General features: G+C 71.2%; 19 protein-coding genes. 15 read left to right on the forward strand and 4 right to left on the reverse strand.

What is annotated here, in order from left to right; genetic code table 11:
* Positions 1-110: 110 nt before the first annotated feature.
* The 3 genes from ACWDAG_RS43580 to ACWDAG_RS43590 form a co-directional block, all read right to left on the reverse strand.
* Positions 111-362, reverse strand: a complete 252-nt coding sequence (locus tag ACWDAG_RS43580; protein ID WP_398950296.1) for a hypothetical protein — start codon at positions 360-362, stop codon at positions 111-113.
* A 70-nt stretch (positions 363-432) separates the two neighbouring features.
* Positions 433-2,520, reverse strand: a complete 2,088-nt coding sequence (malQ, locus tag ACWDAG_RS43585; RefSeq protein WP_450701116.1) for a 4-alpha-glucanotransferase — start codon at positions 2,518-2,520, stop codon at positions 433-435.
* Positions 2,521-2,751 carry a hypothetical protein gene (locus tag ACWDAG_RS43590; protein ID WP_450701117.1) on the reverse strand — a complete coding sequence of 77 codons (231 nt, stop codon included), beginning with the start codon at positions 2,749-2,751 and terminating at the stop codon, positions 2,521-2,523.
* 177 nt (positions 2,752-2,928) lie between these two features.
* Here ACWDAG_RS43590 and ACWDAG_RS43595 point away from each other — a divergent pair, with 177 nt between their 5' ends.
* From ACWDAG_RS43595 to ACWDAG_RS43605, 3 genes are read left to right on the forward strand one after another with little or no spacing between them, the layout of a single operon-like run.
* Positions 2,929-3,462 (forward strand): PadR family transcriptional regulator, encoded by a 534-nt coding sequence (locus ACWDAG_RS43595; protein ID WP_450701118.1) that lies wholly within the window; start codon positions 2,929-2,931, stop codon positions 3,460-3,462.
* Complete coding sequence (locus ACWDAG_RS43600; RefSeq protein ID WP_450701119.1) at positions 3,459-4,163, forward strand: ABC transporter ATP-binding protein; 705 nt, start codon at positions 3,459-3,461, stop codon at positions 4,161-4,163. Before ACWDAG_RS43595 ends, ACWDAG_RS43600 begins: the two co-directional genes overlap by 4 nt.
* Positions 4,160-5,515 carry an FtsX-like permease family protein gene (locus tag ACWDAG_RS43605; protein ID WP_450701120.1) on the forward strand — a complete coding sequence of 452 codons (1,356 nt, stop codon included), beginning with the start codon at positions 4,160-4,162 and terminating at the stop codon, positions 5,513-5,515. The genes ACWDAG_RS43600 and ACWDAG_RS43605 overlap by 4 nt, the downstream gene beginning before the upstream one ends.
* Before the next feature lie 90 nt (positions 5,516-5,605).
* Here ACWDAG_RS43605 and ACWDAG_RS43610 read toward each other — a convergent pair whose 3' ends face one another.
* Positions 5,606-6,142 (reverse strand): HNH endonuclease, encoded by a 537-nt coding sequence (locus ACWDAG_RS43610; protein ID WP_030609777.1) that lies wholly within the window; start codon positions 6,140-6,142, stop codon positions 5,606-5,608.
* A 333-nt stretch (positions 6,143-6,475) separates the two neighbouring features.
* Here ACWDAG_RS43610 and ACWDAG_RS43615 point away from each other — a divergent pair, with 333 nt between their 5' ends.
* The 12 genes from ACWDAG_RS43615 to ACWDAG_RS43670 all read left to right on the forward strand — a co-directional run bounded on the left by ACWDAG_RS43615 (position 6,476) and on the right by ACWDAG_RS43670 (position 22,484).
* A complete protein-coding gene (locus tag ACWDAG_RS43615; RefSeq protein ID WP_450701121.1) occupies positions 6,476-7,573 on the forward strand; it encodes a mechanosensitive ion channel family protein in 1,098 nt (365 codons plus the stop codon).
* 216 nt (positions 7,574-7,789) lie between these two features.
* A complete protein-coding gene (locus ACWDAG_RS43620) occupies positions 7,790-9,001 on the forward strand; it encodes an ROK family transcriptional regulator (protein WP_450701122.1) in 1,212 nt (403 codons plus the stop codon).
* Positions 9,002-9,093: 92 nt separating this feature from the next.
* Entirely contained in the window at positions 9,094-10,431 is a 1,338-nt protein-coding gene (locus ACWDAG_RS43625) for an ABC transporter substrate-binding protein (protein WP_450701123.1), read from the forward strand.
* Positions 10,431-11,372: a carbohydrate ABC transporter permease gene (locus ACWDAG_RS43630; protein ID WP_450701124.1), complete on the forward strand. Its 942-nt coding sequence runs from the start codon at positions 10,431-10,433 to the stop codon at positions 11,370-11,372. Before ACWDAG_RS43625 ends, ACWDAG_RS43630 begins: the two co-directional genes overlap by 1 nt.
* Positions 11,373-11,377: 5 nt before the next feature.
* A complete protein-coding gene (locus ACWDAG_RS43635; protein WP_450701125.1) occupies positions 11,378-12,271 on the forward strand; it encodes a carbohydrate ABC transporter permease in 894 nt (297 codons plus the stop codon).
* Positions 12,272-12,277: 6 nt separating this feature from the next.
* Positions 12,278-13,543, forward strand: coding sequence for a 6-phospho-beta-glucosidase (locus ACWDAG_RS43640; protein ID WP_450701126.1), 1,266 nt, complete (start codon positions 12,278-12,280; stop codon positions 13,541-13,543).
* Positions 13,534-14,523, forward strand: coding sequence for an N-acetylglucosamine kinase (locus tag ACWDAG_RS43645; protein WP_450701127.1), 990 nt, complete (start codon positions 13,534-13,536; stop codon positions 14,521-14,523). The genes ACWDAG_RS43640 and ACWDAG_RS43645 overlap by 10 nt, the downstream gene beginning before the upstream one ends.
* Before the next feature lie 192 nt (positions 14,524-14,715).
* The gene (locus ACWDAG_RS43650; RefSeq protein WP_450701128.1) at positions 14,716-16,170 is read left to right on the forward strand and encodes a hypothetical protein; all 1,455 of its coding nucleotides are present in this window, start codon (positions 14,716-14,718) and stop codon (positions 16,168-16,170) included.
* A 14-nt stretch (positions 16,171-16,184) separates the two neighbouring features.
* Positions 16,185-17,234, forward strand: coding sequence for a glutamate ABC transporter substrate-binding protein (locus tag ACWDAG_RS43655; protein ID WP_450701129.1), 1,050 nt, complete (start codon positions 16,185-16,187; stop codon positions 17,232-17,234).
* Between the two features lie 65 nt (positions 17,235-17,299).
* Positions 17,300-18,631 (forward strand): hypothetical protein, encoded by a 1,332-nt coding sequence (locus ACWDAG_RS43660; protein WP_450701130.1) that lies wholly within the window; start codon positions 17,300-17,302, stop codon positions 18,629-18,631.
* A 25-nt stretch (positions 18,632-18,656) separates the two neighbouring features.
* A complete protein-coding gene (locus tag ACWDAG_RS43665; RefSeq protein WP_450701131.1) occupies positions 18,657-21,149 on the forward strand; it encodes a tetratricopeptide repeat protein in 2,493 nt (830 codons plus the stop codon).
* A complete protein-coding gene (locus ACWDAG_RS43670) occupies positions 21,150-22,484 on the forward strand; it encodes a PP2C family serine/threonine-protein phosphatase (RefSeq protein WP_450701132.1) in 1,335 nt (444 codons plus the stop codon).
* Positions 22,485-22,568: the final 84 nt, after the last annotated feature.

Below are 22,568 nucleotides of genomic sequence, written 5' to 3' on the forward strand. Positions count from 1 at the left end.
ATCTGAACGGTTTTTTTATACTCCTGATTTCACCCCCCCCCCCCAAACCCCGGTTTGTTGGGCCACAACCGTCCCGACGTCCCCCCCCCACACCCTCGGGGAACCTGGGGTCAGGCCTTCGCCTTGGCCTTCGGCTGACGGTCCTTGGACTTGTCCAGCGCCATCACCAGGCCCGCGATGACCGCGAACAGGGCCAGGGGGGCCAGGACGTAGAGGCCCAGCGTCTCGCCGACGCTCAGGCCCTTGCCGGGGTCGTCGCCGTCGTCGCGAATCAGCGCGGAGGCGGGGGACGACATGAGCAGCATCATCAGCGTCGTACCGGCGGCCAGGGCGCCGGCGCGCAGGGCGTTCTTCTTGTCCACGCTGTCAAAAGTATCGAACGACGATTGGGGCCGCTCGTTCGGGGGGTGTTCTACGGGATCCGCCCCCTCCTCACCCCTGCCGCGCCGTCCGCAGCACGTCGATCAGCGCGTGCAGCCGCGGCGACCCGGCCAGGTCCTCCAGTGTCACCGGGCGGCCCTCCGCGTCCGCGATCGGCAGCCGCCAGTTCGGGTACTGGTCCCAGGTGCCCGGGAGGTTCTGCGGGCGGCGGTCGCCGACCGTGTCGGGGAGCCAGATGCCGATCATGCGGGACGGGGTGCGCAGCAGAAAGCGGTGGACGGCCTGGATCTCGGCCTCCTCCTCCGACACGCCGTGCCCGCCGCCGGTGCCGTGCAGCAGGCCGAGGCGGGCGAGCAGGCCCAGCCACTCCCCCGTGTCGTTGGCCGCCTCCGCGCGCTCCTCCTCCAGCGGGCGGGTCAACAGGCCCAGGCGGTCGCGGAGTTCGACGTGTTCGCCGGTGAGGCGGGCGGCGGTGGGGGGCAGGTCGTGGGTGGTGGCGGTGGCGAGACAGTCGGCACGCCAGGCCTCCGGCGGGAGGGGCTGCCCGTCGCCCTCCCAGTCCCGCTCGAACCACAGCACCGAGGTGCCGAGCACCCCGCGCTCACGCAGCGTCTCCCGCACCCCCGGCTCGACCGTGCCCAGGTCCTCGCCGATGACGACCGACCCGGCGCGCGAGGCCTCCAGCACGAGGATCGCGAGCATGGCCTCGGCGTCGTAGCGGACGTAGGTGCCCTCCGTGGGCGGATGCCCCTGCGGCACCCACCAGAGGCGGAACAGGCCCATGACATGGTCGATGCGCAGGGCGCCCGCGTACCGGAACAGGGCTCGGAGCAATCGCCGGTACGGCGCGTAACCCGACTCGGCGAGGCGGTCCGGTCTCCAGGGCGGCAGGCCCCAGTCCTGGCCGCGCGCGTTGAAGGCGTCCGGCGGAGCGCCCACCGACATCCCGGCGGCGAAGTACTCCTGCTGCGCCCAGGCGTCGGCGCCGCCGGGGTGCACGCCCACCGCCAGGTCGTGCACGATCCCCACCGGCATCCCGGCCTCGCGCGCGGCGCGCTGGGCGTCGGTGAGCTGGGCGTCGGTGAGCCAGGCGAGCCGGGAGTGGAAGTCGACGCGGTCCATCAGCTCCCCGCGGGCGCGGGCGGTTTCGGCCGAGCGGGGGTCGCGCAGGGCGGCGGGCCAGCGGCTCCAGTCGGAGCCGTGCACCTCGGCCAGGGCGTACCAGGTGGCGTGGTCCTCCAGGGCCTCACCCTGCTCGGCGAGGAAGTCGACGTACGCGGCGCGCCGGCCGGGCCCGAGCTCCACCTCGCGGATCAGCTCCAGCGCCTCCCGCTTGAGCTCCCACACCGCGTCCCGGTCGATCAACACGCCCTTCTCCAGCACCGCTTCGCGCAGTTCGGCGGCCCGCCCGAGCAGCGCCCGCACCCGCTCCTGGTCCTCGACGTGGGCGTATTCGGGGATGTCCTCGACACGCAGGTGTACGGGGTCGGGGAAGCGGCGGGAGGAGGGGCGGTACGGGGAGGGGTCGGTGGGGGCGCCGGGTACGGCCGCGTGCAGCGGGTTGACCTGCACGAACCCGGCACCGAGCGCGCGCCCGGCCCAGGCGGCGAGTTCGCCGAGGTCACCGAGGTCGCCCATGCCCCAGGAGCGCCGGGACAGCAGGGAGTAGAGCTGGACCATCAGGCCGTACGAGCGCGTGGAGGGCGTGGGCAGCCGGGGCGGGGCGACGACGAGGTGGGCCTCGGCGCTGCGGCCGTCGGGCGCGGTGGCCGTCAATCGGTGGACGCCGGGCGGGAGGTGCTCGACGGAGGCCCGCGTCTCGCCCTGCTCGGTCTCGATGCGCAGTCGGGTGCCGGCCGGCAGGGCCGCGAGGGTGGCGGACGGGGCGCCGCTCCACAGGACCACCGTCGGCGGCAGCAGCCGTTCGCCGAGCTCCCGCTCGCGGGCGGCGAGCGCGGCACGGGTCACGTCGTCGGTGCTCGTGTCGATGCCCAGGGCGGCGAGGGCGAGGGTGACGGCGGTGGCGGAGGCCGCGACCGTGCGGTCCGGGGAGGGGCTGTAGGAGGTGGCGACGCCGTGCAGTGCGGCGAGCCGGGACAGCTCCTCGGAGGGCGGGTCGGCCGACCCCTGCGCTGTCATCTAGTGCCTCGGAGCGTCCGGCTCGGGGGCCACCGCCTCACTCGTCAGGGGCGCGGCGTCGGCGAGCGGCGGCTCACTGGTGAGGGGCTCGGCCTCGGGCAGCGGCGGTTCGCTGGTCAGCGGGGTCTCGGCGCAGGCGCCCTCCGCGCTGAAGACGCAGAAGTGCGGCTCGGGGTCGAGGGACGGCAGCTGCGCCACGGGTTTGGAAAGGGGGTAAGCCGGTGCGGCCACGGGGGCCTCCTTGTCGAGTACGTAAGAGCTTGCGGGTTAACGCAGCCCTACCCACCGGACGCGGCGGCAGACGTACAGAAAGGGACTACGTGCCTCTCCTCACATTCTGCGTCAACTTCAGGACCCCGCAGCCGTCACTATTCACTCAGTACATGTATCGAGTGTATAATGATCGGCATGAGCACCCGCCACATCCTGCTCGGGCTGCTCGCTTCGGGGCCGAGCCATGGCTACGACCTGAAGCGGCGGCACGACGAACGCTTCCCGCAGGCCCGTCCGCTGGCCTACGGGCAGGTCTACACGACCCTGCAGCGCCTGGTCCGGGACGGCCTCGCGGAGGTCGAGGGCACCGACTCGGACGGCGGCCCGGAGCGGACGACGTACCGCTCGACCGACGACGGGGCGCGTGAACTGGCCGCCTGGGCCGGGGAGATCGCCCCGCCGGCCCCCTTCGTGACGAACGAGATCTTCGCCAAGGTCGTCGTCTCGATCCTCTCCGGTGGCGACGCGGGCGCCTATCTGGCCGCCCAGCGCGCCGCCCACATGCAACGGATGCGGGAGCTCACGGCGGTCAAGACGGCGCCCGGCGCCGATCTCGCGACCGTGCTCTCGGCGGACTACGCCCTCAACCATCTCGACGCCGACCTCCGCTGGATGACCACGACGGCGGCCCGGCTCACCACCCTGACCGCGGAGGTCGACGCAGCATGAGCAACGGGGACAGCCCAGACAGCACAGTGCCGCTCCTGGCGGCCCGTGACCTCACCAAGGCGCACGGCAGGACCGAGGCGCTGCGCGGCGCCTCGGTGGAGCTGCGGGCCGGCGAGATCCTCGCCGTGACCGGCACCAGCGGCAGCGGGAAGTCCACGCTGTTGCACTGCCTGGCCGGCATCGTCCGCCCGGACGCGGGCTCGGTGACGTACGACGGGCAGCGGCTCGACCAGCTGCCTCAGAAGCGGCTGAGCGAGCTGCGCCGGACCGCCTTCGGGGTGGTGTTCCAGTTCGGTCAGCTGATTCCGGAGCTGACGGCGCTGGACAATGTCGCGCTGCCGCTGATGCTCGCGGGCGCCGCCCGCAAGGATGCCCAGTCGGCGGCCGGCGAGTGGCTGGAGCGGTTCGGCGTACGGGGGCAGGAGGCACTGCGGCCCGGCGAGATGAGCGGCGGCCAGGCCCAGCGGACGGCACTGGCGCGGGCGCTGGTCACCGGCCCCGAGGTCGTCTTCGCCGACGAGCCGACCGGTGCGCTGGACTCCCTGGCGACCGAGCAGGTGATGACGGCCCTGGTCCATACGGCTCGCGAGGCGGGCACAGCGGTCCTGCTGATCACGCACGACGCCCAGGTCGCGGCCTACGCGGACCGCGAGGTCCGGCTGAGCGACGGGGTCGTGCTGCCGGTGGGGGTGACCGCATGAGGGCCGAACTGCGGCTGGCCTGGCTGCTCACCCGGGGTTCGGACCGCCGCGAGGGGTGGCGCGTGCTGCTCACCGCGGTCGGCGCGGCCCTGGCGACCGGGCTGGGGCTGGTGATCGCCGCGCTGCTGTCGCTGGAGGGCCAACTCACCGTGTCCGTGGGCGGCGGTCTGCTCGACCAGCCCGGCACCCGTATCGGCGTGATCTTCGCGCTGCTGATGCTGTTCATCCCGGTGCTCGGCTTCCTCGGTCAGTGCGCCCGGATCGGCGCCGTGCACCGGGACCGCAGACTGGCCGCGCTGCGGCTGGCGGGGGCCACACCCGCCCAGGTGCGGCGGATCGCGGCGCTGGAGTCGGGGCCTGCGTGCCTGGTGGGGTCGGCCGTGGCCACGGTGATCTCCGTGCTGACCCTGCTGCGGCTGTGGCACAGCCCCGCCCCTCTGGCCTGGGCGGGCATCGCCGTGGTGGCCGCCGGGGTGCCGGTACTGGGCGCGGCCGTGAGCGCGCTGGCGCTGCGCCGTGTGGTGACCTCGCCACTGGGGCGGATACGGCGGTTGCGGCCCGCCGAGGGTCCGGGGCGGATGTTCCGGGTGGCGACCGCGGCGCTCGCGCTGACGGTGGCGTACATCGTGACCATCCCCTTCTTCGACGACGTCCCGTTCGAGTTCGCGCTCGCCCCGCTCACCGTGTTCGTGGTGTGCCTGCTGGTCGGCGCGGTGGCGGTGTGGCTGACCGGGGCCTCGGCCCGGCAGCTGGGCGAGGGGCTCACGGCCCGCGCCAAGAGCCCCGCCGTGCTGATCGCGGCGGGACGGCTGCGCGACGACCCGTGGGCTGCGGCCCGCACCCATGCCGCGGTGCTGCTGGTGACGGTGGTGGCCTCGGCCTTCGCGGGCGTACGGCAGGTCCTGCTGTCGCAGCTGCACTCCTCGCACGCGCACTACGCCGAAAGCAACGGGTTCTACGAGAACGGTCTGAACCTGACCGGCGCCGCGATCCTCGCCGCCCTCGCGCTGCTGCTGACCGCGCTCGCCGTGGGCACCGCCGAGTCCGTCGCCACCCGGCGCCGGGGCCTGGCGGCACAGGCCGCCGCCGGAGTGCCGCACGGCGTACTGGCCCGGGCGCTGCTGCTGGAGACCGCGGTGCCGCTGGCGCCCGCGATCGCGGCGGCGGGCCTCGGCGGCACGGTGATCAGCTTCTGGTACGGCTCGATCGCCTCGGAGCACCTGGCACTGCCCGTGCCGTACGCCGCGCTCCTGGTCCCGCTCGCCGTCCATCCGGCCTGTCTGCTCGCGGCTGCCACCTCGCTGCCGCTGCTGCGCCGCTCGGTCCGCCCCGCGGAGCTGCGCTACGCATGACGGTCCGGCCCCGGGAGTACGGGGGACTCCCGGGGCCGGACCCCTGTGACCGCAGGCCCCGTGACCGGGGGTGTGCGAAGGCCCGGATCGTCAGGCGGAAATGCCGTCGATCCGGGCCATGGCGTCCTCCGCGCCGTACGGCTGCAAGTACGGCAGCCAGCGCGGGTCCCTATGACCGGTGCCGATGATGCGCCAGGCCAGACCGGAGGGTGGAGCGGGTTTGTGGCGCAGCCGCCAGCCGATCTCGAAGAGGTGTCGGTCGGCCTTCACGTGGTTGCAGCGGCGGCAGGACGCCACCACGTTGTCCCAGACGTGTTTGCCCCCGCGGCTGCGCGGAATGACATGGTCGACGCTGGTTGCGACGCCACCGCAGTACATGCACCGGCCCCCGTCGCGCGCGAAGAGCGCCCGCCGGGTGAGAGGAACGGGCCCCCGATAGGGAACCCGGACGAATCGCTTGAGCCGGACCACGCTGGGTGCGGGGACTGTGACGGTTGCGCTGTGCATGAAGGCGCCGGATTCCTCCAGGGAGACAGCCTTGTTCTCCAGGACGAGGACGAGCGCGCGGCGGAGCGGTACGACGCCGAGTGGCTCGTACGACGCGTTGAGGACCAGGACATGCGGCACGGATGCCTCCTTGGGCGTCGGCGGCGCGTGGCTCGCGCCGGGACGATCTGTAGTCAGTCTCCCCTCTTGCCTGGTGGAAGCGCCACCATGTCCCGGTAACGGGCTGGGAGTGTTTTCGACCACACCTGATTCATCCCCCGGAGAGGCATCGGTTTATCCCGCCTGCTCAGCTCGGGGTGAGCACGGTCTCTCCTCAGAAGACGGCAAGAATCCGCACATGATGCCCCGATAGTGTGGTGGAGCTGCCGCCCGGTGACCTTTTCGTGACCTTGACCAAGTCGGACCATCAGGACCGTGCCGGACGGCAGACCGTTGCACCTGGAGGTACCTGCCGTGTCCTTGCCCGCCGTCCTATTGGCCGCCGGTTCGTCGCCGTCGCCGTCTCCCTCGGAGCCGACGACCCCGACGGTGCCCTCGTCGATCCAGGACGCCCAGCAGAGCGCGACCAACGCCGCCAGCTGGGTGGAGCAGAACTGGTCGAACTGGCTCGCGATCGGCCTCAGGGTCGTGCTGATCCTGGTGGTCGCGGGAGTGCTGAGAGTCGTCGTGCAGCGGGCGATCACCAAGCTGATAGACCGGATGACCCGCACCGCCGAGGCGGTCGACGGCACCTCGCTGGGCGGCCTGCTGGTCAACAACGAGCGCCGCCGCCAGCGCTCCCAGGCGATCGGCTCGGTGCTGCGCTCGGTGGCGTCCTTCCTGATCCTCGGCACCGCGGCCCTGATGGTCCTGGCCGCGTTCCAGATCAACCTGGCACCGCTGCTCGCCTCGGCCGGTGTCGCCGGTGTGGCGATCGGTTTCGGCGCCCGCAACCTGGTCACCGACTTCCTCTCCGGCGTGTTCATGATCCTGGAGGACCAGTACGGCGTCGGCGACTCGATCGACGCGGGCGTGGCCTCCGGCGAGGTCATCGAGGTCGGCCTGCGCGTGACGAAGCTGCGCGGCGCGAGCGGCGAGATCTGGTACGTCCGCAACGGCGAGGTCAAGCGCATCGGCAACCTCTCCCAGGGCTGGGCGACGGCCGGTGTGGACGTGACGGTGAAGGCGAACGAGGACCTGGACCGGATGAAGTCCACCCTCGACGAGGTCGCCGAGAAGATGAGCGCGGAGGAGCCCTGGAACGAGCTCCTGTGGAGCCCGATCGAGGTCCTCGGTCTGGACAGCGTGCTGCTGGACTCGATGGTGGTCCGCGTCTCCGCCAAGACGATGCCCGGCAAGTCCCTCGCCGTCGAACGCGAGCTGCGCTGGCGCATCAAGCGCGCCTTCGACGCGGCAAACATCCGCATCGTGGGCGGCGCGACGGCGCCGCTGGACGAGGAGCCCGCCGACTCGACGGCATCGGTCGCGGCCCCGTCGGTCCTCGCCAACCCCGACTCCCCGCAGACGGAAGCGGCATCCCCGATCGCCCAGCAGCGGCCGGCGGTGAAGTAAGGGGCCGGTCCCCCGCCGAACTCTCCCACCCGCCCCCGAGGTAACGAGTCTGTTGCCTCGGGGGCGGTTTCTATTGACGCCCACTTCGCCCTGGGCTTACGTTCCTCTCCAGCCAATAGGAAACTTTCCTAACAGTGATCAACGGCCCATCCACAGCGACCCACCAACGCAGTGATCAATGAGAAGCTGGGCAGTCGAAAGGCAGGTGTCGACCACATGGCAGGAACAGCCGGTACGCCGGGCACCCCGCGCGTCCTGCGCGCCATGAACGACCGCGCCGCCCTGGACCTCCTCCTGGAGCACGGGCCGCTGTCCCGCACGCGGATCGGCAAGCTCACCGGCCTCTCCAAGCCGACCGCCTCCCAGCTGCTCGCCCGCCTCGAAGCGGCCGGGCTGGTCCTCGCCACCGGCACCACCGAGGGCCGCCCCGGGCCCAACGCCCAGCTCTACGAGGTCAATCCGGCCGCCGCGTACGCCGCCGGGCTCGATGTCACCCCCGAGCGCGTCCTCGCCGCCGTCGCCGACATCACCGGCCGCACGGTGGGCTCCTTCGAGCTCCCGACCCCGGGCAGGCGGCCCACCCAGCCCGTCGTCCGGCAGGTCACCGACGCCCTCGACGGTGCCGTGAAGGCCGCCGGGCTCGCCCGTGACGACATCCACCGGCTCGTCATCGGCACCCCCGGCGCCTTCGACCCCAACACCGGCCGCCTGCGCTACGCCTCCCACCTCCCCGGCTGGCACACCCCGGCCCTCCTCGACGAAATCGCCGCGGCCCTGCCGATGCCGGTCGAGTACGAGAACGACGTCAACCTCGCCGCCGTCGCCGAACAGCGGCTGGGTGCGGCCCGCGGGCACGAGGACTTCGTACTGCTGTGGAACGAGGGCGGCCTCGGTGCCGCCCTCGTCCTCGGCGGGCGACTGCACCGCGGCTGGACCGGTGGCGCGGGAGAGGTGGGTTTCCTTCCTGTTCCCGGCGCACCACTGGTCCGGCATGTCACCAAAGCCAACAGTGGCGGCTACCAGGAGCTCGCCGGCTCCCAGGCCATCCCGCACCTGGCCGGTGAGCTCGGCATCGGGAACATCCCCTCGGGGCCGTACGCCGAGGTCGCCGCCGCCCTCGTCGAGCGGGCCGCCGCCGAGGACACCGTCCTCCATCGCAAGCTGCTGCAGACGTACGCGACCCGGCTGGCCACCGGTCTCGCCTCCCTCGTCTCCGTCCTGGACCCCGAACTCGTCGTCCTCAGTGGCGCCTCGCTGACCTCGGGCGGCGAGGTGCTGCGCGCCCTCGTCCAGGCCGAGCTGGAGGAGCTGGCGGCCTCCCGGCCCCGGCTCGTGGTCGGCGACGTCCGTGACCACCCCGTGCTGCGCGGCGCATTGGAGAGCGCCCTCGCGGCCACCCGCGACGAGGTCTTCGACACCTCGCGCTGAGACCCCGTACGCACCGCGTACGGGCCCCGGTACTCACCCCCCCGCCTTCCCTCACCATCCCCTGCCCTGCCCTGCCCCTGGGAGACCCTGCCATGCCCGGAATATCCCGGAAAGCGGCCCTCGCTCTCGCCGCCTCCGCCTCCTTCGCCCTGCTCGCCACCGCCTGTACCGGCCAGTCCTCCTCCAGCGCCGACGACGACGCCTCGAAGGACACCACCATCAACTTCTGGCACGCCTGGAGCGCGCCCAATGAAGTGAAGGCCGTCAACTCCCTGATCTCCGGCTTCGAGAAGGCACACCCCAACATCCATGTGAACGTCGTCGCCAACATGACCGACGACAAGATCAACCAGGCGCTGCGCACGGGCGGCGACAAGGCCCCGGACGTCATTTCCTCCTTCACCACCAACAACGTCGGAAAGTTCTGCTCGTCGGGTGCGCTGGTCGACCTGGGCCCCTTCTTCAAGAAGGCGGGCATCGACCCGGAGACGACCTTCCCGAAGGCGATGAACGAGTACACCCAGTTCGACGGCAACCGCTGCTCGGCACCGCTGCTGGGCGACGCCTACGGGCTCTACTACAACAAGACGGCGTTCGCGAAGGCGGGAATCAAGACCCCGCCGAAGACATGGTCCGAATTCGAGACCGACGCCAAGAAACTGACCGTCCCGGACGGCGACAGCTACAAGCAGCTCGGCTTCATGCCGGACTACCACGGCTGGGAGACCACGACCGAGCACTACTTCGGCCAGTTCTCTCCGACGTACTTCGACAAGGCCGGCAAGTCGCAGCTCGCCACGGACCCCGCCTTCGAGGCCGGGTTCACGCTCCAGAAGAAGCTCGTCGACGACCTCGGCGGCTTCAAGAAGCTGGAGACCTACCGCTCCAAGCTCGGTGACGAATGGGGCGTCAAGCACCCCTTCCACACCGGTCAGGTGGCCATGCAGCTGGACGGCGAATGGCGCCTGGGAATGGCCCTGGACGCCAAGCCGAAGTTCGACATCGGCGTGGCCCCGCTGCCCGTCCCCGACGACCAGGCGAGTCAGTACGGCAAGGGCTACATCACCGGCACCATCACCGGTATCTCCGCCGCCAGCCACAAGCAGAACGCGGCCTGGGAGCTGGTGAAGTACATGACCACGGACACGGACGCGGTGGTGGACTTCTCCAACGCCATCCACAACGTGCCCTCGACGCTGGCCGCCCTGAAGTCCCCGAAGCTGAAGTACGACCCGCGCTTCAAGACGTTCCTGGACATCGCCGCGAACCCGAACTCGACCACCTCTCCCGCTTCCATCAACGGCGGCGTGTACCTCGCGACGATCCAGAACTTCGGCTACGACTACGAGAGCGGAAAGGTCACCGACCTGAAGGCGGGCCTGAAGAAGACGGCCGCGCAGATCGACACGGACATCGCACAGGCGAAGTAATGGCCACGATCACCCTGGCGTCGAAGCGCCGCAGGTCGGCGCTTCGAACTCTCGCCTTCATGTCGCCCTGGTTGATCGGGTTCTCGGTCTTCTTCGCGTACCCGATGATCTCGACGGTCTACTTCTCGTTCATGCACTACGACGGCTTCAAACCGCCGACGTGGAGCGGGACGAAGAATTGGACGTACGTCTTCGAGCACTATCCCTACTTCTGGCCCGCCCTGCGCAACACCCTCTGGCTGGTCGTGATCACGGTGAGCCTGCGCGTTCTGTTCGGGCTCGGGATCGGCCTGCTCATCACGAAGATCAAGACGGGGACGGGAGTCTTCCGCACCCTCTTCTACCTGCCTTACCTGGCCCCGCCGGTTGCCGCGACCATGGCTTTCGCCTTCCTCCTCAATCCCGGCACAGGGCCCGTCAACTCGATCCTGGAGAAGATCGGTATCCCGGCCCCGGGCTGGTTCAACGATCCGGACTGGTCCAAGCCGGCGCTGACCCTGCTGTTTCTGTGGGGCATCGGCGACCTGATGGTCATCTTCATGGCCGCCCTGCTCGACGTACCGAAGGAGCAGTACGAGGCCGCGGAGCTGGACGGCGCGTCGGCCTGGCAGCGGTTCCGGTTCGTCACCGTTCCCAACATCTCGCCGATCATCATGTTCGCGGTGGTCACCGGCGTGATCGCGGCGATGCAGTGCTACACGCAGCCGCTGGTCGCCGGGAAGGTCGCCTCGGGCGTGATCCAAGGCGCGGGCACCCAGTTCGAGCCCGGCTATCCGGAGAAGTCGACGCTCACCCTCCCCCAGCTCATCTACAACCTCGGCTTCCAGCGCTTCGACTACGGCTCGGCGTGTGTCGTGGCCCTCGTCCTGTTCGTCCTGTCGATGGCGTTCACCGCGCTTCTGATGCGGCGCCGGGGCGGTCTCATCCAGGCAGGTGACTGATCCTCATGACCCAAGTACTCGACCGTCCGGTGGAGTTGCGGATCCCACCCTCGCCCGCCGAGCGCACGGCCCGCCGCAAGGCGGTCCTGGAGTGGATCGCGATCCACTCCCTCGGCATCGCCGCGGCCCTCTTCTTCACGCTTCCCTTCGTGTTCGTGTTGCTGACCTCCCTGATGAGCGACTCACAGGCACTCAGCCGGGACCTGATCCCGCACACCTGGGAATGGGCCAACTACAAGAAGGTCTTCGACACGCCAGGCTTCCTCACCTGGTGGAAGAACACCTTGATCTACGCCGGACTGGGAACAGTCCTGACAGTCGTGTCCTCGATCCCGGTCGCGTACGCACTCGCCAAGTTCCGCTTCCCTGGCCGGAATCTTGCGCTCATGCTGGTGATCTCGATGATGATGCTGCCGCCCCAGGTGATCGTCATCCCGATGTACCTGTTCTGGGCAAAGCAGCTGGACCTCTCGGGCACCCTGTGGCCGCTGATCATCCCCCTGGCTTTCGGTGACGCGTTCTCCATCTTCCTGCTGCGCCAGTTCCTGATGACCATCCCGAACGAGTACCTGGACGCGGCGAAGGTGGACGGCTGCGGAGACCTGCGCACCCTGCTGAAAGTCGTCCTTCCGATGGCGAAGCCCGGCATCGCCGCGGTGGCTCTCTTCCAGTTCTTCAACGCCTGGAACGACTACTTCGGCCCCCAGATCTACGCCTCGGAGAACCCGGGCGCCTGGACGCTGAGTTACGGCCTGGAGTCCTTCAAGGGCGCGCACCACACCGACTGGAACCTCACCATGGCCGCGACCGTGCTGGTCATGGCCCCCGTGATCCTCGTGTTCTTCTTCGCCCAGAAGGCGTTCGTCGAGGGCGTCACGCTCACCGGAGTGAAGGGTTAACCCCGTATGAAACTCACCGTGGTCGGCGGCGGCTCGACCTACACCCCCGAACTCATCGACGGCTTCGCCCGGTTGCGCGACACCCTGCCGGTCGAGGAACTGGTCCTCGTCGACCCGGCCCCCGAGCGGCTGGAGCTGGTGGGCGGCCTTGCCCGCCGTATCTTCGCCAAGCAGGGGCACGGCGGCCGGATCGTGACGACCGACGATCTGGACGCCGGCGTCGAAGGCGCCGACGCCGTGCTGCTGCAGCTGCGCGTGGGCGGACAGGCGGCCCGTGAGCAGGACGAGACCTGGCCCCTGGAGTGCGGCTGCGTGGGCCAGGAGACCACCGGCGCGGGCGGCCTGGCGAAGGCGCTGCGCACGGTCCCGGTGGTGCTGGACATCGCGGAACGCGTCCGCCGTACGAACCCGGGCGCCTGGATCGTCGACTTCACCAACCCGGTCGGCATCGTCACGCGCGCGTTGCTGCAGGCGGGCCACAAGGCGGTCGGCCTGTGCAACGTGGCGATCGGCTTCCAGCGGAAGTTCGCGGACCGGCTCGGGGTCTCACCGGCCGACGTCCACCTCGACCACGTGGGCCTCAACCACCTCACCTGGGAGACCGGGGTACGCATGGGCGGCCCGGAGGGCGAGAACGTCCTGCCCAAGCTGCTGGCCGAACACGGCGACGCGATCGCCTCCGACCTGCGGCTGCCGCGGGCGCTGCTCGACCGCCTGGGCGTCGTCCCGTCGTACTACCTGCGCTACTTCTACGCCCACGACGAGGTCGTACGCGAACTGCGCACCAAGCCCTCCCGTGCCGCCGAGGTCGCCGAGATGGAACGGAACCTGCTCAAGATGTACGGCGATCCGGCTCTCGACGAGAAGCCGGAGCTGCTCGCCAAGCGGGGCGGCGCCTACTACTCGGAGGCGGCGGTGGACCTGGCGGCCGCCCTGCTCGGCTCGGCCGGCAGCCCGTACCAGGTGGTGAACACCCTCAACCGGGGCACGCTGCCGTTCCTGCCGGACGACGCCGTGATCGAGGTGCAGGCGGCGGTGGGCCCGAAGGGGCCGCTCCCGCTGCCGGTACCGGCCGTCGACCCGCTGTACGCGGGCCTGCTGGCGAACGTGACGGCGTACGAGGACCTGGCTCTGGAGGCGGCGCTGCGAGGCGGCCGCGACCGGGTGTTCAAGGCCCTCCTCGCCCACCCCCTCATCGGCCAGTACGAGTACGCGGAAGCGCTCACCGACCGACTGATCGCACACAACCGGGAGCATCTCGCGTGGGCATGACCGCACGTGTCCTCGCCGTCGACGCGGGCAACAGCAAGACCGACGTCGCGGTCGTGGCGGCCGACGGAACCGTCCTCGCAACGGCCCGCGGCGGCGGGTTCCGGCCGCCCGTGGCGGGCGTGGAGGCAGCCGTCGACAAGGTCGCCGAGGCCGTGGGACGGGCCTTCGCCGCTGCCTCGGTGAGCTCGGTGGACCATGTCTCCGCCTGTCTCGCCAACGCCGACTTCCCCTTCGAGGAGGAGCAGCTGGCGGCCGCGCTGCACGCGCGCGCGTGGGGCGCGGGCGTGGAGGTCCGCAACGACACCTTCGCCATCCTGCGCGCGGGCGTCACCGAACCCCGGGGGGTCGCCGTCGTCTGCGGTGCCGGCATCAACTGCGTCGGCATGCGACCCGACGGCCGCACCGCGCGCTTCCCCGCGCTCGGCCGCATCTCCGGCGACTGGGGCGGCGGCTGGGGTCTCGCCGAGGAGGCCCTGTGGCATGCGGCGCGGGCGGAGGACGGCCGCGGCGACCCCACAGCCCTCGCGCACACGCTCCCCGCCCACTTCGGCCACGCCACCATGCTCGCGCTGATCGAGGCCCTGCACCTGGAGGAGGTGGAGCCCGCCCGCCGCCACGAGTTGACACCGGTCCTCTTCGCCACGGCGGCGGACGGCGACCCGGTCGCCCGCGCGATCGTCGACCGGCTGGCGGACGAGGTGGTGACCATGGCCACGGTGGCACTGACCCGCCTGGACCTGCTGGAGGAGGAGACCCCGGTGCTGCTGGGCGGCGGCGTCCTGGCCGCACAACATCCTCAACTCAGCGATGGAATCCGCGAGTTGCTGTCGGCGCGCGCGCCGAAGGCAGTACCCCGGGTGGTGACGGCGAGCCCGGTGTTGGGGGCGGCACTGCTGGGCCTGGACGAGGTGGGAGCGGAGGCGGAGGTGCACGAACGAGTAAGGGCCCACTTCGAACACCCCAGCCCGTCCGGCGTTTGAGGACGAGGCCGTTCAGGGCCGAAAGGCGGGGGCCTGGGGCGGCAGCCCCCGGACGGAACCGAACTGATTCCCAAAACGTGTTCATGGGCAGGGGGGATACGGGATCCTGCAAGCCGCCGGCAGGCACCCCGTGCGGATGTCAGTCCCGGCGGTGATACTTGCTGTGACGGATGACCATGGGGGAGGTCAAAAGTGGCACACCCGCCGAAGAGCAGCGCGGCAAGGCCGGGCACCGCCGTGCCCACGATGCCGTCCGTACCGCCTCAGCCGAGCCGGCCCGTTCCCCCCGCACCGACGGGCCCCGCAGCCGTTCCCGACGTCGTCTCCGCACGCCGTACGGCCTTCGCGGAGGGCGTAGACCGGCTGCGCGAGGCCGCGACCACGGAGCCGGGGCGGCTGCGCATCATCGGCGCGCTCCTCGCGCTCCTCGTCGTCGCGTTCGGTGCGGTCACCGCCTGGCAGATGACGGCCCGGGCGACGGCCGCCGAGGACGTGCTCACCCGCAGCCAGCCGCTGAGTTCCGACGCGGCCGACATCTACCGCTCGCTGGCCGACGCCAACACGGCGGCGGCCAGCGGCTATCTCGCGGGCCCGCAGGAGAAGCCCGAGACCCGGCAGCGGTACGAGAACGGCATCAGGAGGGCCGCGGAGAAGCTGGTCACGGCCGCCTCCAGCTCGCAGCCGGGGTCCGAGTCGGCGAAGACCATCGCCGAGCTCAACAAGCTGCTGCCCCGGTACAAGGGCCTGGTCGAGACGGCCCGGGCCAACAACCGGCAGGGCTACCCGGTGGGCAGCGCGTATCTGCGGGCGGCGAACGAGCAGATGCAGCAGCAGATGCTGCCGAAGGCCGAGGCCCTGTACCAGAAGGAGAACCAGCGGCTGAGCTCCGACTACGCGGACGCGAAGTCGTTCCCGTGGGCGGCGGTCGGTCTCGGTCTGCTCGCCCTCGGCGCTCTGGCCTGGGCCCAGCGCCGCAACTACCTGCGCACCAACCGGGTGTTGAACCACGGCCTGGTCATCGCCTCGGCCGCGTCCGTGGTGGTCCTGCTCTGGCTGGCCGTCGGCCACACGGTCGCCCGCTCGGGGCTGAACGCCTCGTACGACCACGGCGTACGCTCGCTGAACGTGCTGCATGACGCCCGTATCGCGTCCCTGACGGCCCGCAGTGACGAGAACCTCAGCCTGATCCGCCGCGGCGCGGACACCAAGGTCGTGGGCGGCAGTCCGGTGGACGCCTACGCCGCGGGGTACGACGAGCAGATCGGCGAGTTGGCGAAGTCGCTGACCAGGGCCGACGGTCTCGCGGACGACTCGGCGGGCCGGAAACCCGTCCAGGACGCGAACGGCTACATGAAGGCGTGGAAGCAGCGGCACGAGGTCGCGCAGGGCTGGAACGACAAGGGCGAGTACCAGCAGGCCCGGGACAAGGTCATCGGTGTCGGCAAGGACCCGACGAGCGAGTGCTTCGACAACATCGACATCGCTCTGGAGACGGCGCTCGACCATGAGCAGGCCGAGTTCAAGCAGTCCGCGGGCGACGGCCGGGACGCGCTGACCGGCCTTCCGTACGGGGCGGCGGTCCTGGCGGTGCTGGGTGCGGCCGGCGCGGTGGTCGGCATCGGGCGCAGGCTGTCGGAGTACCGGTGAAAGGGGGCGTGACGATGGATGCACGGCGTCTGGCACAGCGTCTGCGGGCCGGTCTGAGGGGCTGGGGCGGGGTGGGCGCGATGGCAGCCCTGTGCGCGCTCGCGCTGGCGTTCGCGCTGCTGCTGCCCCTGACCCAGTCGAGCGGCACGGACGACGCCGCGGGCAGCGGCGGACCGGGGGTCGCCCAGGGCCTGCAGGCCAGGGCGGCGGTCACATGCGACAACCCGCAGGACCGCAGCCTGTCGCCGTCGGGCGGAGACGGCAGCACGCCGATCATCGACAGGATCAAGGCCCGCAAGGACCGGCGTCTGATCGTCGGCATCGACACCAACAGCTACCGCTGGGGCTATCTCAACCCGAACAACACGTCCGGTGCGCCGGAGGGCTTCGACATCGACCTCGTCCACCAGATCGCCAAGGACATCCTGGGCGACCCGGACGCGGTCTCGTTCAAGGCCATCCCGACCAGCCGCCGGATCAAGGCAATTCAGGACGACGAGGTCGACATGGTGGTCCGCACCATGACGATCAACTGCGACCGGATCAAGCAAGTCGCGTTCTCCGCCCCCTACTTCAGGACCGGCCAGCAGGTCCTCGCCCCGCGGACCTCGGCGATCACGGGCTACAACAAGACCCTCGCCCACAAGAAGATCTGCGCGGCGGACAGTTCGACGGCGCTGGACCGGCTGCAGAAGGACAAGGCGAAGGGCGCCCTCCCCACCGGGGCGGACATCGGGACTGTGGTCCCCAACCAGCTCGACTGCCTGGTGAAGTTGCAGCTCGGCGAGGTCGACGCGGTCGTCACGGACGGCGCGCTCGCCGCGAGCCAGGCCGCCCAGGACCCGACGGTGCAGCTGAAGGGCGGCCTGTTCAGCGACGAGTACTACGGCGTGGCGATGAAGCTGGGCTCCCAGGATCTGATACGCCAGGTCAACCGGACCCTGCAGAACTACGTCAAGGACGGCGACTGGGCGGCCTCGTACGAGAAGTGGCTGCATCCGACCATGGACCAGGGCGGCGAGAAGTCGGCGTCGGCGACCCCTCCCGAAGCCCACTACAAGTGACCGATCATCAACTGACGGACGTACGGCACCATACGACGGAACACGACAGCAGCGAGAGGTGATCGATGGGCGTCACGGACCCCGCCGGGCCGGTGATGGACCGGGACGAGGTGGACCGTGCGCTGGCGCGGCTCGGCGCGGAGCACGAGGCGATCGAGACCTCGCTCCTCGCCCTGCAGGACCACGCGGGCCGCAGACTCCTCGAGGGCGCCGAGCTGACGGGCATCACCAAGGAGCGGTGGGCGTCCACGGAGGCGTCGATCACGCTGCTGTGGGCGTACTTCGACGCGTACACGGACGCGTTGCGCTCCGCCCGGGAGATCCGCTCCCGCCGCCGCTGGTCCAGCCGCGAGGACCTGGTGGAGCTGACGGAGCTGCTGCGCGGCGAGTCCGTCACGGTCGCGGGCTCGACGACGGCCGCGGCGAACGCGCCGACGCTGCTGTCCGCCCCCGGCAAGCTCAGCCGGCAGTTCTCCCTGGCCGCCCTGGTCGACCTGATGAACGAGCTGTACGCGTCGAGCCTCGACATGGTGGTCGCGGCCGACGCGGTCTGGTCGGCGCTGCCGGCCCGGATCGATTTACTGGCCGCGGAGCTCCAGCGCACCCGTGCGCTCGCCCACTCCGTCGGTGTGCGCCCCGGCGAGCACCCCTCGGGGGACGACCTGGAGCGCATCACCCGCACGCTGACCACCCTGCGCGAGCAGGTGATCTCCGACCCGCTGGCGTACTGGATCCCCGCGCAGGGGAGTTCGGCGCCGGGCGGCGGCCGGCCGGACACCACGGTCTACGACCGGGAGGCGCGCGCCCTGGAGGAGGTGCGCCGGGAGATCGACGCCGTGCTCACCGTCCGGCAGGACGCGGAGCAGCGGCTGGTGAAGCTGCGGGACGTGCTCAGCCGCGCGGACCGCACGCTCGCGGAGGCGCGCAACGCGCGCGGGGAGGTCCTCGCGAAGATCGCCGCGACGGAGGTGCCGGTCGTCAGCGGCCCGCCGACCGCGCTGCAGGAGCAGCTGGCGACGGCCGCCGAGTACCGCAGACACGCCCAGTGGCACCGCCTGTCCCCGCTCCTGGAGTCCCTGGAGCAGAAGGCGGAGGACGAACTGCTGCGTGCCCGCGAGTCGTTGACCGCGGTCACCGCGCCCCTGGCGGTCCGCGCCGAGCTGCGCGGCCGCCTCGACGCGTACAAGGCGAAGGTCGCCCGGCTCGGGTACGCCGAGGACCCGTTCCTGATCGAGCGGTACGACGCGGCGCGCCGCATGCTGTGGAGCGCCCCGTGCGACCTGCGCGTCGCCGAACAGGCCGTGCTGCGCTACCAGCAGGCGGCCGCCGAAGTGCTGGGCGCCCCGCGCGTGCCGGGGCAGGGCGGGCCGCAGGACCGCAGGGGGCCCGGAGCATGAGCGACAAAGGGGGTACGGCGTCGTCATGAGTGAGGCACAGCAGACCTGCCAGCGACCGGACTGCGAGGGCACGTACGAGGACGTGGGCGGCGGCGAGCTGTACTGCGACACCTGCGGTCTCGCACCGGTCGTGTCGGCGAAGGGCATGGTGAGCTCGCCGGCCACCGGCATCAGCGGCGGTGGCAAGGGCTCGCAGGACAGCGGCAGTTCGCGGGCCGGGAGCCGCGGCAGCTCGCGTACGTCCTCGCAGTCGTCGAAGTCGAGGCGCTCGGTGTCGGGGCGGCTCTCGCGCTCCCTGTCGGGGAGGTCCACGGGCCGTTCGGTGTCGGTGCGCAGCTCCGGTTCCGGCACCAGCACCGGTTCCCGCGGCCGGCTGGGCGTGGGCCTGGTGCAGGTGCCGGACGTGCCGCGGCCGGACCCGCGCGTCATGGTGCTGGAGAACCCGGAGGTGCCCGAGCGCAAGCGGTTCTGCTCGCGCTCCGACTGTGGTGCGCCGGTGGGCCGTTCACGCGGGGAGCGCGCGGGCCGCACCGAGGGCTTCTGCACCAAGTGCGGCAACCCGTACTCGTTCGTACCGAAGCTGAAGGCCGGCGATGTGGTGCACGGCCAGTACGAGGTCGTGGGCTGTCTGGCGCACGGCGGCCTGGGCTGGGTCTACCTCGCCGTGGACAAGGCGGTCTCCGACCGCTGGGTGGTCCTCAAGGGCCTGCTGGACACCGGTGACCAGGACGCGATGGCGGCGGCGATCTCCGAGCGGCGCTTCCTGGCCGAGATCGAGCATTCCAACATCGTGCGGATCTACAACTTCGTGGAGCACCTGGACCAGCGCACCGGTTCGCTCGACGGCTACATCGTCATGGAGTACGTCGGCGGCAAGTCGCTGAAGGAGATCGCCAACGGCCGCCGTACTCCCGACGGCAAGCGGGATCCGCTGCCGGTGGAGCAGGCCTGCGCGTACGGCATCGAGGCGCTGGAGGCGCTCGGCCATCTGCACAGCCGCAACCTGCTGTACTGCGACTTCAAGGTCGACAACGCGATCCAGACCGAGGACCAGCTCAAGCTGATCGACATGGGCGCGGTGCGCAGGATGGACGACGAGGAGTCGGCCATCTACGGCACGGTGGGCTACCAGGCGCCGGAGGTCGCCGAGGTCGGCCCGTCGGTGGCGTCGGACCTGTACACGGTCGCGCGCACGCTGGCCGTCCTGTCCTTCGACTTCCAGGGCTACACGAACGTGTTCGTGGACTCCCTGCCCGACCCCGACAACATCGAGGTCTTCCGCCAGTACGAGTCCTTCTATCGGCTCCTGGTCCGCGCCACCGACCCCGACCCGGCCCGCCGCTTCGCCTCCGCGCAGGAGATGGCGGAGCAGCTGACGGGCGTGCTGCGCGAGGTCGTGTCGTTGCAGACGGGGCGTGCGCGGCCCGCGCTGTCCACGCTGTTCGGCCCCGAACTGAAGGTCACGGACACGGAGTTGTTCCCGAAGCTGGAGGGGGACGTGTCGCGGCTGGGGGCGCGGGTGGTGCAGCCGCGGAAGGGGCAGCAGCCGCAGCTGCCCGCCTCCGCGGGCGGCAAGGCCCTCGTCAAGGACGTCGACTCGTCCACCGCGGCCCTCGCCCTGCCCGTCCCCCGGGTCGACCCCTCCGACCCGAACGCCGGTTTCCTCGCGGGCCTGATGACGACCGCGCCGGCCGAGCTGCTAGGGGCGCTGGCCGCGGCTCCGGCGGCGTCGGTCGAGACCCGGCTGAGGCAGATCCGCGCCTGGCTGGAGAACGGCGACTCGGCCACGGCGCGGGGCGCCCTGGAGACCCTGGAGACCGAGCGGCCCGACGACTGGCGGGTCGTCTGGTACCGGGGCGTGGCCGCGCTGGTGACCGGCGACGAGGAGGGCGCCGCGCTCGCCTTCGACGCGATCTACGACGCGTTCCCCGGCGAACCCGCGCCCAAGCTGGCGCTCGGCCTGTGCGCGGAGATGCTGGGCCAGCTGGACAACGCGGCCGAGTACTACCGCCTGGTCTGGTCGACCGACCCCAGCTATGTGAGCGCCGCGTTCGGCCTGGCCCGCGTCCAGCTCGCGGCCGGGGACCGGCGCAGCGCCGTACGGACGCTGGAGTCGGTGCCGGAGTCCTCGATCCACTACACGGCCGCGCGGGTGGCCGCCGTACGGGCGCGGCTGCGCGGGCGTACGGCGGCCGCTTCCGACGTACCGTTCCTGGAGGACCTGGGGGCCGCCGCCGGGCAGGTCGAGGCGCTGGACGCGTACGGTCTGGATCCGGCGCGCCGGGAGCAGTTGTCCGCCGAAGTCCTCGGTTGCGCGCTGGACTGGATACTCTCCGGTGGCCAGGTGGTTGCTCCCACCGCGCAGCGCGTGCTGCTCGGCAGCGACCTGGACGAGCGGGGACTCCGCTTCGGCCTGGAGCGTTCGTACCGCACGCTGGCCCGGCTGGCGCGGGGCGGCGAGGAGAGGATCGACCTGGTGGAACGTGCCAACCGTTACCGCCCCCGGACGTGGGTGTAGTTGATGTCGCAGATGCCCCAGCAGGCCGCCCTGTCGAACTGCCCGAGCTGCGAGTGGCCGCTCGAGTCGGGTGACCGTTTCTGCGGTGCGTGCGGATACGACCTGTCCGTCGTACCCGCACGGCCGGACGACCATCCGACGATCGCCCTGAACGGCTCGGACCTGCAGCCGGGCGACGGCGACGGTGCCGCCTGGCCCGTCGCCGCCGTGCCGGGCGGCTCCGACATCCCGGCGGCGACCCATCTGCCGACGGACCTGCACGGGACGGACTCGGGCGGCTCCCCGCTGCCGGAGCAGCCCACGGGATCGCCGGTCTCCCCGGCCTCCGGCGTGCGCTTCGACCGGCCGCCGCAGCCCGACGAGTACCCGCTGCAGGCCCCGGACCCGCGCGTCGCCTCGCTCGCCGCGCCCGCCGAGGAGGCCAAGCTGTGCGTGGCCTGTCGTGCGGGCCGTGTCGACGACGACGGCTACTGCGAGAACTGCGGGCACGCCCAGCCCCGGGAGCGCGATCACATGGAGCAGGAGTCCGGCCCGGTGGCCGCCGTCAGCGACCGCGGTCTGCGCCACCACCGCAACGAGGACGCGTTCGGCATCGGCACCGCCACCCTGCCCGACGGCGCGCCCGCCTCCGTGGCGATCGTCTGCGACGGCGTCTCCTCGGCGACCCGCCCCGACGACGCCTCGCTCGCCGCCGCCCGCGCGGCGAACGACGCGCTGCTCACCGCCCTGCCGCGCGGCACGCACCCGCAGCAGGCCATGCACGACGCGATCGTGGCCGCCTCGCACGCGGTCAACGCCCTGGCCGACGAACCCGCCACCGCCCGCGAGCACTCCCCGCACCAGAACGCGCCCGCCTGCACGATCGTGGGCGCGGTCGTGACGGCCGGGCTGCTGGTCGTCGGCTGGGTCGGCGACAGCCGCGCCTACTGGGTGCCGGTGGACCGCAGTTCGCCCCCGGCCCGCCTCACCGAGGACGACTCGTGGGCCGCGCAGATGGTCTCCGCGGGTCTGATGAGCGAGGCCGAGGCGTACGCCGACGAGCGCGCCCACGCGATCACCGGCTGGCTCGGCGCGGACGCCTACGAACTGGAGCCGCACACCGCTTCCTTCAAGCCAGACCGGCCAGGTGTAGTGGTGGTGTGCACGGACGGACTGTGGAACTACGCGGAGGCGGCCGAGGAGATGGCCGAGGTCGTGCCCCCGGATGCCGCCGTACGTCCGCTGCACAGCGCCCGTGTGCTGGTCGGTCACGCCCTGGACGGCGGGGGCCACGACAACGTAACAGTGGCCGTCGTGCCGTTCCCCGCCGTGCCTCAGGGGGCAGGATCGGCCTGAGGCCGTATACGGGGATGCCTCAGCGGACCGGAGGGGACCGGTCCGCATACAGTCGTCACCCCGCGAACGCGGGGTTTTCGAGGG

This window comes from Streptomyces sp. NPDC001157 (assembly GCF_053598255.1).

Excerpts from the sequence above, each read along its gene's own strand:
- malQ (WP_450701116.1), bottom strand. The coding sequence starts at position 2,520 with ATGACAGCGCAGGGGTCGGCCGACCCGCCCTCCGAGGAGCTGTCCCGG.
- ACWDAG_RS43595 (WP_450701118.1), top strand. The coding sequence starts at position 2,929 with ATGAGCACCCGCCACATCCTGCTCGGGCTGCTCGCTTCGGGGCCGAGC.
- ACWDAG_RS43600 (WP_450701119.1), top strand. The coding sequence starts at position 3,459 with ATGAGCAACGGGGACAGCCCAGACAGCACAGTGCCGCTCCTGGCGGCC.
- ACWDAG_RS43605 (WP_450701120.1), top strand. The coding sequence starts at position 4,160 with ATGAGGGCCGAACTGCGGCTGGCCTGGCTGCTCACCCGGGGTTCGGAC.
- ACWDAG_RS43620 (WP_450701122.1), top strand. The coding sequence starts at position 7,790 with ATGGCAGGAACAGCCGGTACGCCGGGCACCCCGCGCGTCCTGCGCGCC.
- ACWDAG_RS43625 (WP_450701123.1), top strand. The coding sequence starts at position 9,094 with ATGCCCGGAATATCCCGGAAAGCGGCCCTCGCTCTCGCCGCCTCCGCC.
- ACWDAG_RS43630 (WP_450701124.1), top strand. The coding sequence starts at position 10,431 with ATGGCCACGATCACCCTGGCGTCGAAGCGCCGCAGGTCGGCGCTTCGA.
- ACWDAG_RS43635 (WP_450701125.1), top strand. The coding sequence starts at position 11,378 with ATGACCCAAGTACTCGACCGTCCGGTGGAGTTGCGGATCCCACCCTCG.
- ACWDAG_RS43640 (WP_450701126.1), top strand. The coding sequence starts at position 12,278 with ATGAAACTCACCGTGGTCGGCGGCGGCTCGACCTACACCCCCGAACTC.
- ACWDAG_RS43655 (WP_450701129.1), top strand. The coding sequence starts at position 16,185 with ATGGATGCACGGCGTCTGGCACAGCGTCTGCGGGCCGGTCTGAGGGGC.
- ACWDAG_RS43660 (WP_450701130.1), top strand. The coding sequence starts at position 17,300 with ATGGGCGTCACGGACCCCGCCGGGCCGGTGATGGACCGGGACGAGGTG.
- ACWDAG_RS43665 (WP_450701131.1), top strand. The coding sequence starts at position 18,657 with ATGAGTGAGGCACAGCAGACCTGCCAGCGACCGGACTGCGAGGGCACG.